A 13,309-nucleotide genomic window follows, 5' to 3' on the forward strand; every position below is an offset into this window, starting at 1 on the left:
TATTATCGTCCTTTCATCAAATCAAAAATTCCAATAGCTGTTACTGCTTCTATTACAGGTACAGCTCTTTGAACTATACAAGGGTCGTGTCTACCTTTAATAGCTAAAACATCATCTTTTTTATCTTTTATATTAACAGTATTTTGTTGTTTACTAATTGATGGAGTTGGCTTAATTGCTACTTTAAAAACTATTGGCATTCCAGTTGTAATACCTCCAACAATCCCACCATTATTATTAGTTTTACTTTTTACTGTATCTTCATCATAGTACATTTCATCATTACTTTGAGAACCATACATGTCTGTAATATCAAATCCTAATCCAAATTCTACACCTTTTATAGATGGAACAGAAAATAGTAAATGTGATAGAGTAGATTCAACAGAATCAAAAAACGGATTTCCAACACCTACATTAACACCTACTACTGCACATTCAATTATACCACCAACTGAATCTCCCTGATTTTTTGCATCTAGAATAGTATTTTTTATAGCTTCTTCTTTTGATAAATCAAGCAAAGGTAATTCTAAATTTTGTAAATTTAATAATTCTTGTCTTGAGATGTCTATATAATTAAAACCCTTATCCTCTATATTCTTGATTTTTTTTATGTGGGCTCCTATCTCTATACCTTCTTGTGATAAAATTTGTTTACATATAGAACCACAAAATACTAATGGAGCAGTTATTCTTCCTGAGAAATGTCCTCCTCCTCTATAGTCATTAAACCCAGAATATTTTATATGACCTGTATAGTCTGCATGACCTGGTCTCATCAAGTTTTTAACTTCTCCATAATCTTTTGAGCGAGTATCACTATTTCTTATAATTGCACATAATGGAGTTCCTGTAGTTTTTCCATCAAAATATCCACTTAAAATTTCTGGTATATCACTTTCATTTCTTGAAGTTGATATAGAATTTTTTCCTGGTGCTCTTCTCTTCATTTCTTTATCAATTTTATCAAAGTCTAACTCAATGCCAGCTGGAAGACCATCTATATTTATACCTATAGCATTTCCATGAGATTCTCCAAAGATGGATATTTTTAAATTATTTCCCCATATTCCACTCATCAATTCTTCCTCCTAACATCTCAAAATCTTTAAAAAAATGTGGATAAGACTTTGATACACACTCAAAATCTTTCAATATGATTGGTTTATCACATCTACAGGAAGCAATTGCAAGTGTCATGGCAATCCTGTGGTCTTTGTGACTCCATACCTCTACGCCTCCATTTAATTTGCTTACTCCCTCAATTATCAAACTATCCTCTTTTTCTTCTATATTTGCCCCAAGCTTACTTAACTCAACATTTATTGCATGAAGTCTATCACACTCCTTAATTCTAAGTCTTCCAGCATTGATTATAGTCGTCTTCCCTATACTTAAAGCTGCTACCACAGATAAAACGGGTATTATATCTGGGCATTGAGATGCATCTATCAAAGTACTATTTAGACAATTTGTTATTCCTTTGATTTTGTTGTCTTCTCTTAAAATTTCCACACCCATCCTTGATAAAATCTCAATAACTTCACTATCTCCTTGAAGAGAATTTTCTTTAAGGTCAAGTATGTTAATATCTTCTCCAATAGCATCTGCTGATAAATAAAATGCACCTTGAGAATAATCTCCTTCAACTTTATAATCTATAGCTTTATAAGTTTGATTTCCTTTTATGATAAATTCTTTATAATTATTGTTTACAATTTCTACCCCAAAATCTTTCATAGTTGAAATAGTTAAATCTAAATACCCTTTAGATTCCAGTTCAGTGGTAATTATTATCTTTGAGTCACTATCTAATGTAGGTAATATAAATAATAATCCTGTTATAAATTGAGAACTTATATTTCCTTTTACTCTAAATTCGTCTGGTTTAAGTTTTCCTGATACGATTAAATCCAGTTTATTTTCTTTGTAGTTGTATTCTATGCCTTGTCTGTCAAATATCTCATAATAAGTATTAAGTGGTCTTTTTCCAAGATTACCTCTTCCTATAAATCTTTTTACTCCATCAAAGGCTAAAGATATAGGTACCAGAAACCTTAAAGTAGAACCTGATTCATTACAATCTATAGTCAATTTAGGTTGATTCAATTGATTCTCTTTATTTAAGATTGCTTCTTTAGAGTAGATTCCTGTAATTTCTAAAATGTCTTCTTTTTTTTCTATGGTTGCTCCTAATGATATCATTGCTCTTATAGTAGCTATGATATCATCAGAAAAATCTATATTAGAAATTCTACTTTTTCCATCACTTAAAGCAGCACAAATAACTGCTCTATGTGCCATACTTTTTGATGGAGGAATTTTCACATCTCCTGATAATTTGCTTGGATATATTTTTAAGCTTCCCATCATTTTACCTCCTGAAAAAATTTAGAAGTAGTATCATATATAATACTTTCTCCAATATCCTTTAAAAGTATTATTTTTAGTGTATCACCTAGATTTTTTTTATCAAGAGATATAGTATCTATTATAGATTTATTATCTCCTAATTCAACATCATAAGGTAAATCATAATTTATTAAAATTGATTTTATAAGCTCTGATGTACCTTGTTTTGTAATCCCTTTTTTTTCACTCTCTAATGTTATCTTATACATGCCTACACCAACAGCTTCTCCATGAGTATAACCTGTAAAGTTATAGTGTTTCTCAATAGCATGACCTAGTGTGTGTCCAAAATTTAAAAGCATCCTATCTCCTAAATCTCTCTCATCAGCTTCAACTACAGTTTTTTTGATAAGGCAACATTTGTGTATAATGTATTCTATATGTTGCATCACTTCTTCCCTATTTTTTAAGTTTTCAAGCTTATTAAAAAAAGTTTTATCTTTTATACATCCATACTTTATAACCTCTGCCATTCCATCTCTATAAAATTTTTCTGGAAGAGATGATAATACATCTGGGTCAATAAATACTGCTTTCGGCTGATAAAAACTCCCTACTAAGTTTTTTCCCCTTTCAAGGTCAACTCCAACTTTTCCACCTACAGAACTGTCCACTTGAGCTAATAGAGATGTTGGAATTTGAATAAAATTTACACCTCTTAAAAAAGTTGCTGCTGTAAATCCTCCTAAATCTCCAATTACCCCTCCTCCCAATGTGATAATCAAATCTTTTCTAGTTAACTTAAAGTCAAGTAAACTTTCATATATTTTAGGTAGAGTATTAAATGACTTTGTCTCTTCACCAGCTTCTAATATTATAGCTTTCGTTTCAAATCCAGATTCAATCAAATTATTTTTAACTTCATATAAATATAATTTTGCTACATTTTCATCTGTAACAATAAAAATCTTATTTCCAGAATATATTTTTTTAATTTCTTTACCTATATTTTTTAATATACTTTTTTTTATAAATATATTGTAACTATTCTCTTTTAGATTAACTAATAATTTTTCTTCCACGTTTAACCATCCTTCTATAGATTATATTTCTCTTCCAACTGCTGATGCGATAGTTTTTAGTTCATTTATTAATCCTTCATACTCATCTGGTTTAATTGATTGTTTACCATCACAAAGTGCATGAGCTGGGTCATTATGAACCTCTATTATTAAACCATCTGCTCCAACCGCAATTGCTGCTTTAGATAGAGAGTCAACCATCCATGATTTTCCTGCTGCATGACTTGGGTCAACTATAACTGGTAAATGGCTAAGTTTTTTTACAGCTAAGATTGCACTTAAATCCAAAGTATTTCTAGTGTATGTTTCAAAAGTTCTTATACCTCTTTCACAAAGAACCACACTTTCGTTTCCTCCAGCCATTATATATTCAGCTGACATTAGCCACTCTTCAATTGTAGCAGATAATCCTCTTTTTAAAAGTATTGTTTTATTTGTTTTTCCTAATTCTTTCAATAAATCGAAGTTTTGCATGTTTCTTGCTCCAACTTGAATTACATCTACATTTTCTTCAAATACATCTATATCTTGTGTTGACATTATTTCTGTAACTATAGGAAGACCTGTTTTTTCTTTTGCTTTTTTTAATAAATCTAATCCATCATATCTTAATCCTTGGAAAGCGTATGGAGATGTTCTTGGCTTGAATGCTCCTCCTCTTAAAAATCCTGCTCCTGATTTTTTTACATCTTCAGCTATAGAAACTATTTGTTCCTCTGTTTCAACAGAACAAGGACCAGCTATCATAGTAAGTTTTTTTGACCCAATTTCCATACCATCTACATTTATAATTGAAGGTTCTGGATGAAATTTTCTATTTGCTTTTTTAAAAGGTTCTACTACATGCATAACTTTTTCAACCACCTTATTTGCTTCTATTCTTTTGGCATCTATTTTACTAGTATCTCCAACTAACCCCAAAACAGTTAATTCTTTTCCATCTATAGGATTCACTTCTACACCTTCTTTACAAATAGCTTCTATTAATTTCTTAACTTCTCTCTTATCTGCTCCTACTTTTAATACCACTATCATCTTTACTACCCCCTAATGTTATATTTTTATACTTGAGTTTAAAATAAAAAAGAGAACTCATTAATGAGTTCTCTAAAATAATCTATTAAGCATCAAATCTTACATGACCATATAAAATAATCATTTTTATAAAATTGACCTATGCCCAAGGTTATTAAAATCAAGGCCTCACCAGAAAGGAATTACATGTATTTTTGTAAAAGAAATAGCCAGCGCTAAAATAAAAGCCCCAGAACATAAAATAAAAAAAGCTATAAAGTTTTGCCACTAGTTCTTTTAAAATCCCTTTCATAGTATTATCCTCCATTTTTATAATTTATTAATCTTCTTGTTTAATAATTATAGCAAAGAAAATATAATTGTCAATATTTTCTATAAATATTTTCAATTTAAAATATTTTTTTATTTTCTTAATACACTTTTTCTTTTAATATATTTTTCTAAAATCGTTTAAAAAGCATCTTATTTTTACAATAATTTTTTTATTTTAAATATTATAATTCCAACAAAAACTATGCCTAACATCAAAAGTAATGTTGCTGGATATCCATAAAGCCAGTTTAGTTCTGGCATATACCTAAAGTTCATTCCATATATTCCTGTTATAATTGTAAGTGGTGCAGAGATAGCCGTAAGTAGGGTCAATTTTGTAATTAAGTGATTCGTTTTTTCACCTACTCTAGAAGAATAAATATCTAGGAGTTTATCTGCTAACTCACGTGTTGATAGTGCAAAATTATATAATTTATCAATACCAAAATCTATCCCTTGAAAATTTTCAAGATTATATTTTTTTACATTCGAGTATTTTAAATATCGTATATTTTCTTTAACTATTCTATCTCCAATATATAAAAGTGGTCTGGTGTTTTTAACTATAGTTCTAGTCAATCCTCTTACATCACTTATTCTAGAAACATGATTTTTATGAATATTGTCCATCATCTCATCTTCTATTTCAAGAATTAATTCTTCAACTTTTTCTAAAGATTCAAAACCATTTTTTATAACTTCTCTAAAAATTAAATAATTTATCTTAAAAAGGTTTATGACAGGATTTTTTTCAAGTTGAGAGTTTTTTAAAATAAGATTCTTTACAAATTCAAATAGAAAATGCTCTTCATTTACAACAACTAATATAAAATTATCTGATAAATACATATTTACTTCTTCTATAACAGCTTCTCCATTTCTCAATTCAAAAGTATTTAGGCTCAAAAAATCATAATTATCAAATAAATCAAGCTTTGTTATTTCATCAAATTTAAGACAATCATTAAATGTTATTTCATCTATATCCAAAGTTTCCTTGAGTAATTTTAAATTTTTTGGAGCACTTAATATAAGATATGAATTTTCTGGTATATAAAATTTTGTTCTAAAATCTTTTGCAATCTCTCTTGTATTTAAATTCAATATATACATAAATCTACTCCTAAACCTCAATTTACATTTTTAAAATTATATATATTTATTACTGTAATTATTTTTCACTATTTCAGTAATTATTATTTAATATTTATTTATATTAAATTTATTAGAAAATAAATATTAAATCTTTTATTTTTTAACTTAGACTTTTCTTACAAATTATACCATACTTTTATTTTAAAATGTGTTTAATATTATCAATGTTAAAAAAGTACTAAAAAATGAAATGCATATACTTAAATTAATAATAGCATACACACTTCATTTTAACTTAATCTAAATTATACAATTTTAGAATCCATTTTGCCTATTCATCATTTAGTCTATATCCAACACCAACTTCTGTAATTATATACCTAGGGTCAGCAGGTTGCTTCTCTATTTTTCGTCTTAATGTTGCCATAAAAACCCTTAAAGACTTAGTTTCATTGCCTATAATACTACCCCATATTTCTTTTATTATAAAATTATGAGTAAGTACTTTTCCATGATGCTTTGCAAGTAATGAAAGAATATTATATTCAATTGGTGTCAAATGTACTTCATTATTGTCAACAATAACTTTTCTTTTATCAAAATCAATAAATAATTCACCTACTTCAAACGTAGACCTAATCTCTTCTTTTTGTTGTAATTCTACTTGTGAGTGTCTAAACGCTACTCTGACCCTAGCTAATAACTCTACTATAGAAAATGGTTTTGTTAAGTAATCATCTGCACCTGCATCAAACACTTCTACCTTTTCTCTGTCTTGTTCTCTCGCTGAAACTACAATTATTGGTATATTTGAAAACTGCCTAATAGCTTTTATTACCTCTATTCCATCCATATCTTCTAACCCTAAATCTAATAGAACGACATCTGGAGAATATGATACAGCAATTGATATTCCTTCTTTACCAGTTATAGCCTCTTTAACATCATAATCTTGAGTTGCAAGTGCAGTAGATATAAATTTTCTTATTGTTTTATCATCCTCTACTAACAATATAAGTTTTTTACTCATTTCTTCCTCCAAAACTAAATTTCAAAATTTCATACTATTCATTTTCTTTTGGCAAACTAAATTTAAAAGTTGAACCTTTATCTTTATTGTTTACTACTAAAATTTCACCTTTATGAGCTTGAATTATAGATTTACAAATTGATAATCCAAGTCCAACACCTTTTCTAGAATCCTTAGTACCTTCTTCTCCAGTAAAAAATCGATCAAATATATGCTCTTTCAATTCTTTTGATATTCCAGGACCATTGTCAGACACTTCAAACCAAACATAATCTTCTTTTTCATATACAATTATATTTATCTTACAATCCTCTTTTGAATATTTTAAAGCATTATCTATTAGATTAATTAAAACCTGTTCTATTAATTTGGCATCCATAGGAACAAATAATATTTGCTCTGGTATATTAATATCTATAATTGCATTTTCAATTCTTTTTTTAATATTTTGCAATGACTCTGATATAATTTCCTCAACAAGTTCAGAACGTTTTTTGACTTCTAACTTTCCTTCATCTATCTTAGTCATGCTAAGCAAATTTTCAACAAGTCTTATTAACCACTGAGTATCTTCATATACACCACTAAGTAATTCGTCTATTATATCCTGACCTATAGTATCCTTATTTTTTATAATTGTACTAACTGCTCCAGATATTCCTGCTAATGGTGTTCTGAGGTCATGTGAAACTGCTCTTAAAAGATTGCTTCTAAGCCTCTCTCTTTCTATCTCAAGATTAGTGTTTTCTTTTGCTTCTGATAGAATTTCTCTATCAAGAGCTATTGCCATTTGAGCAGTTATTGTTTCAATTAAACTTATATCTTCTGTATCTAATTTTGAATCAACACATGATATACCAATGACTCCCAAAGTTGAATTCATACCTATAATTGGTATATAATATCCTTTTGAACCAGGAAGTGTATCTGTATCACTACCTGCTACTGTTGAATTAGACAATACCCAACTTGCAACAGCCTTTTCATCTTCTATATCTAAATCATTTTTGTCCTTATTAGCAGTATTTTTTTTATAGAACTTTGATTTCTTATCCTTATCCACATTTAAATAACAAACTATATCTCTACTTAGACTAAGACATAAAAGTTCTATACCCTTATTTACTATATCATCTTTATTCGACAATCTTAAAAATCCCTTAATGATTTGATATATCATTTTTGTATTTTCTTCTCTTTTAGCAGCTGTATCTGCTTCATGTTGTATCTTAGATGTAAGAGTACTAGTTATTATACCAACTATTGAGAATACAACTAATGTTACTATATAATTTGAATCAGCTATTGACAGTGTATATAAAGGTGCTGTAAAAAAATAATTTAACAGTACTATGTTAAATACAGAACTTATTATACCTGTACTATACCCTTTAGTCCACATAGAAACCAAAACTACACCTAACATATATATTAGTAATATATTTTCTCTTATAAATCCCATACTTTGTACTATATATGCCAAAATGCTTATCACTGAAGTAATAATTATAAGTTTTATAAAATCAGTTTTACTAATTTTAAATTTTGATTTTATTGATGAGTTATCTTTTTTAGGTCTATATTTAACCTCTGAAGCAAATTTATAAGGGATTATATGTATATCTATATAATCAACTTCATCTATTAATTTGTCAACTATATCTTTTTTCAGTTTTTTACTCAATTTTTTAGTATTTGAATGATTTCTGCCTATTACAATTTTTGTTACATTTCTTATCTTGGCAATTCTAAGTATCTGTTCTATTACATTTTCACCATGTAAAACAATTATCTCAGCACCCAACTTCTTAGCTAGTTTTAAATTGTTTTGTAATTGTTTTTGCTCCTCAAAAGGCAATTTTGCTGTATTTGGAGTTTCAACATATAAAGCTATCCACTTAGCAAACGTACTATCTGCTATCCTAGATGCAGTTCTAATAACCTTGGCTGAAGATGGAGATGGGCTTATACATGCAAGAAGTGTATCTGATGTAGGTATTACTGTTACATCACCCTTTGATAATCTAGTCATTTGAACTTCTTTATTTACTCTTTCGGCTGTTTTTCTAAGTGCAATTTCCCTAAGTGCAACTAGATTGTCTTTTATAAAAAAATTATCTTTTGCTCTAATTGCCTGTTCCTTTTTATATATTTTACCTTCATTAAATCTTTCAAGAAGTACGTCAGGTTCAACATCTATAAGCTCTAATTGTGTACTTGTATCTAAAAATTTATCTGGTATAGTTTCTTTGACTGATACATTTGTAATTATCTCCACAATATCATTTAAACTTTCTAGATGTTGTACATTTACAGTAGTATATACATTTATACCTGCTAGTAATAATTCTTCTATATCCTGCCATCTTTTAGTATGCCTTAACCCAGTGACATTAGAGTGAGCAAACTCATCAACTAATATAACTTCTGGCTTTCTTGCTAATGCTGCATCTAAATCAAACTCTTTTAATTTTATAGATTTATATTCTATTTCTTTTACAGGAAGAGTCTCTAATCCGTCAAGTAATGATAATGTTTCTGGTCTAGTATGTGGTTCAATATATCCAACAACTACATCAACCCCTACTTTTTTTAAATTTTGTGCAGATTCCAACATAGAATAAGTTTTACCTACACCTGCTGCATACCCAAAAAATATTTTTAACTGACCTCTATTTAGTTTTTTTTCTTCATTCTTTATTTTTTTTAATAGAATATCAGGATTTGGTCTGTCCATCAAACAACCTCCTTGTACATTTCATTACTATTATAATATCAATTCTAGTATAAAAATGTAGTTAAGATGTATTTTTAATGATTAAGATTATGTAAAGATACAAGTATGTAGTTTAATTGTAAAATAAAAATGCCTATTATTTAGGCATTTTTATTTTTTACACAGTCATTTTTATCGATTCTCTTGTTTTGATTTATATAGATATTTATTTATATTTTATTGAAAATACATTAACATTTTTAAATATACAAATATATCTTTAAATAAAACTATTACTACAATCTTTATTTCAACATGGTTACTTTAAATTCAGTATTTCCATGAACTCATCACCTGTAATTGTCTCTTTTTCTAATAAATATTCAGCAAGTTCATGTAGCTTATCAATATTATTCTCTAAAATCTCAATTGCTTTTTTATGACAAGTCTTTACTATTCTAAATACTTCTTCATCAATTTTAGCTGCAGTATCTGAAGAACAAGCAAGAGAAGAGTCTCCTCCTAGGTACTGATTACTTACTGTTTCAAGAGCAACCATATCAAATTCCTCACTCATACCAAGACGAGTAACCATAGCTCTTGCAATCTTAGTAGCTTGCTCTATATCATTTGATGCACCTGATGTACAAGTATCAAAAATAACTTCTTCAGCAGCACGACCACCTGTAAAAGTAGTTATTTTATCAATGGCTTCCTCTTTGGACATAAGTACACTTTCATCTTCTGCAACTTGCATAGTATAACCCAATGCACCTGAAGTCCTAGGTATTATTGTAATTTTATGGACAGGTGCAGAATGTTTCTGCATTGCAGCAACAAGTGCATGACCTATTTCATGGTAAGCTATGATTTTCTTTTCTTTATCAGAAATCACAGCTCCTTTACGTTGATATCCTGCAATTACAGTCTCAACAGATTCCTCAAAATCTTGTTGCTCTACTACATCTCTGCCAGACTTAACTGCTAAAAGTGCTGCTTCATTTACAATATTTGCAAGTTCTGCTCCAGATGCACCTGATGTAGACCTAGCAATTGCATTATAATCTATATTTGAGTCTACATTTACATTTTTAGCATGTACCTTTAAGATAGCTTCTCGTCCTCCAAGGTCTGGAAGTTCAACTGGTATACGTCTATCAAATCGTCCTGGGCGAAGTAATGCTTTATCAAGACTATCAGGTCTATTCGTTGCAGCTAGTATTACTACACCTATTCCACCATCAAATCCATCCATTTCACTTAATAATTGATTTAAAGTTTGTTCACGTTCATCATTTCCGCCTATTCCACTTCCATTATCACGCTTTTTACCTATAGTATCAATTTCATCTATAAACACTATACATGGAGCTTTTTCTTTAGCTTGTTTAAATAAATCACGTATTCTAGATGCTCCCATACCTACAAACATCTCAACAAATTCAGAACCAGATATTGAGAAAAATGGTACATCTGCTTCACCTGCCACAGCTTTTGCAAGTAGTGTCTTTCCTGTTCCTGGAGGCCCTACTAAAAGTGCACCTTTTGGCATTTGTGCTCCTATTTTTTTGTATTTTTCTGGATTGTGTAAGAAATCTACTATCTCGCTTAGAGCTTCTTTTGCCTCATCTTGACCAGCTACATCATTAAATCTTTTTCCACTTTGAGCAGATACATACATTTTGGCATTACTCTTTCCAAATTGCATACTATTGCCACCCATTCGTTTTTGCATTGATTTCATCATTAAATTACCAAATAGCATAAGAATACCTATAGGTACTATCCATGTAAGTAAAATACTCAAAAGAGGTGAATTTTCTTTAGGAATAATCTTAGTAAATTCTACTTTTGCATCTTTTAATCTATCAACTAGTTCTGGGTCATCCATTCTACCAGTTATGTATATATTTTTATCCTTACTACTAGATGGGCTTATTGCAATTTTATTACTTTCTATTTCAACAGATTTAACCTTTCCTGAATCTAACATTGTAAGAAATTTTCCATAATCAATCTCAACCATTTTTTTATCCATTAGACTTGGAAATATTAAAGCATTTAAAAACATTACTACTATTATTATTATTGTATAATAATAGAGTATTGACCTCTTTTGTGGTTTGTGTTCATCCATAATTTTGTTCTCCTTTAAATTAATTTTATGTTATTTGCAATCAATATGAGTTAAAAGCTTATTTAATTTTTCTAAGCCCTCTATTATATCTTCCATATCTTGCAATTTTTCACTAGTCATATTTTCAAAATAGTCATCAAAAATACTACTTGAAATATTTTCTTGTATATCCAGCGATTTTTCTGTAACTTTAACTTTTACAATTCGTTGGTCTTCTTTATCTCTTATACGATTTAAAAATCCATTTTTTTCGAGTCTTTGACATATTACTGACACATTGCTATTTGTCATATTCAAATTTTTACCTAAATCACTTATTTTTTTCTCTCCATGTTCACATAGTTCTGATAAAATCAAAGCTTGTACTGCTGTAATCCCAAGTGGTTGATAGAACTGACTTAATGAAGTTGTAAATTTGATATTTATATCTCTAGTTAATTCTAGCAGTGCTTTTTTAAAACTTATCTCATCCATATAAATTCTCCCTGTAAAAATACTTTATTTTACTAATATTTTTAACTTTAAATTCAAAAATATTTTATAAATAATCCTTAACACTATAAATATTTAATGTATTAAATATTATAGTATTAAGGATTTATTGTCAATAACAATATTGTAACTTCAGTTATAAATAGTTTATCTTATCTTATTGAAATTTTTGAATAAGATATTTTTAATAAAAAATCGATGTATTTATTTTACACCGATTCCTCTCATTTTAATCTTATTCAAAAATAAAAATCTAAAGTTATTTACTATTACAATAAATTTAATCTTCTGTTAACATATTATATACAAAATCAAAACTTCCTTTATGTGCTCCCAAGGTCGTTTCCATAATACAAACAAATGCCTTTGCTTTTTGCAGTATTTCATCATTATCCCAATCAAACATGCCTTTATCAAATATACACTCAGAAGAAACAAGTAAAAACTCTATTGTCTCTTTTGGATATTTTGTATTGAATACACCTTCTCTTATACCTTGTTCTACTACCTCTGTTAATATAGGTGTAAAATTTAAAATAGTTTTGACTATTGTCTTTTGATGCATCTCAGCATTGTTGGGTTGTTGAAATTGGTTAATCACTTTTTCTTTACTTCCTCCAACTTTAGGTCTTTGAGATATTAATATCTGAAAGAACTTTTCAATAACTGGAATATCTGGATTTGAAGCAATTTCTTTCAACATCTTTATATCATTATCTATAATTCTAGTTATAATTTCATCCATTACCTCTTCTTTAGATTTAAAATAGTAATAAAATGTTCCTTTTGCAATTCCAATCTCATTTAAAATATCATTTACAGTAGTTTTTGTATAACCTTTAGTACAAAAAAGCATTTCAGCTGTATCAAGTATTTCATTTTTACGTTCTTCAGGGTCTTTTATAATTCTCATATACTTTCTCCTTTCAATAGACCAACAGTCGGTTTAGTTTTATTATATAAAACTACTTTTATAATGTCAATTTTATAAAATAAAAATAAGGTATAAAGAAGTATGATAATTACTTTTATACCTTATAGATTCTCATATTTTT

10 protein-coding genes are annotated in these 13,309 nt (G+C 28.5%); all 10 read right to left on the reverse strand.

The features are described from left to right. Positions 1 to 2: 2 nt before the first annotated feature. Entirely contained in the window at positions 3 to 1,082 is a 1,080-nt protein-coding gene (gene aroC / locus JJC01_10320) for a chorismate synthase (protein UDN56594.1), read from the reverse strand. After that, complete coding sequence (gene aroA / locus JJC01_10325) at positions 1,060 to 2,373, reverse strand: 3-phosphoshikimate 1-carboxyvinyltransferase (GenBank protein ID UDN56595.1); 1,314 nt, start codon at positions 2,371 to 2,373, stop codon at positions 1,060 to 1,062. The genes aroC and aroA overlap by 23 nt, the downstream gene beginning before the upstream one ends. Further along, positions 2,373 to 3,437, reverse strand: coding sequence for a 3-dehydroquinate synthase (locus JJC01_10330; GenBank protein UDN56596.1), 1,065 nt, complete (start codon positions 3,435 to 3,437; stop codon positions 2,373 to 2,375). The genes aroA and JJC01_10330 overlap by 1 nt, the downstream gene beginning before the upstream one ends. Before the next feature lie 21 nt (positions 3,438 to 3,458). Further along, positions 3,459 to 4,472 carry a 3-deoxy-7-phosphoheptulonate synthase gene (aroF, locus tag JJC01_10335; GenBank protein ID UDN56597.1) on the reverse strand — a complete coding sequence of 338 codons (1,014 nt, stop codon included), beginning with the start codon at positions 4,470 to 4,472 and terminating at the stop codon, positions 3,459 to 3,461. 468 nt (positions 4,473 to 4,940) lie between these two features. After that, positions 4,941 to 5,897, reverse strand: a complete 957-nt coding sequence (locus JJC01_10340) for a CorA family divalent cation transporter (protein ID UDN56598.1) — start codon at positions 5,895 to 5,897, stop codon at positions 4,941 to 4,943. Positions 5,898 to 6,210: 313 nt separating this feature from the next. Beyond that, the gene (locus JJC01_10345) at positions 6,211 to 6,909 is read right to left on the reverse strand and encodes a response regulator transcription factor (protein UDN56599.1); all 699 of its coding nucleotides are present in this window, start codon (positions 6,907 to 6,909) and stop codon (positions 6,211 to 6,213) included. Positions 6,910 to 6,943: 34 nt separating this feature from the next. Continuing rightward, positions 6,944 to 9,646, reverse strand: coding sequence for a sensor histidine kinase KdpD (locus tag JJC01_10350; GenBank protein ID UDN56600.1), 2,703 nt, complete (start codon positions 9,644 to 9,646; stop codon positions 6,944 to 6,946). A 298-nt stretch (positions 9,647 to 9,944) separates the two neighbouring features. Next, the gene (gene ftsH / locus JJC01_10355) at positions 9,945 to 11,762 is read right to left on the reverse strand and encodes an ATP-dependent zinc metalloprotease FtsH (GenBank protein ID UDN56601.1); all 1,818 of its coding nucleotides are present in this window, start codon (positions 11,760 to 11,762) and stop codon (positions 9,945 to 9,947) included. Positions 11,763 to 11,792: 30 nt separating this feature from the next. Further along, the gene (locus JJC01_10360) at positions 11,793 to 12,236 is read right to left on the reverse strand and encodes a MarR family transcriptional regulator (GenBank protein ID UDN56602.1); all 444 of its coding nucleotides are present in this window, start codon (positions 12,234 to 12,236) and stop codon (positions 11,793 to 11,795) included. A 298-nt stretch (positions 12,237 to 12,534) separates the two neighbouring features. Further along, on the reverse strand, positions 12,535 to 13,167 hold the full coding sequence (locus JJC01_10365) for a TetR/AcrR family transcriptional regulator (GenBank protein UDN56603.1): 633 nt from the start codon (positions 13,165 to 13,167) through the stop codon (positions 12,535 to 12,537). Positions 13,168 to 13,309: the final 142 nt, after the last annotated feature.

Source organism: Clostridioides sp. ES-S-0010-02 (assembly GCA_020641055.1).
GTDB lineage: Bacteria > Bacillota > Clostridia > Peptostreptococcales > Peptostreptococcaceae > Clostridioides.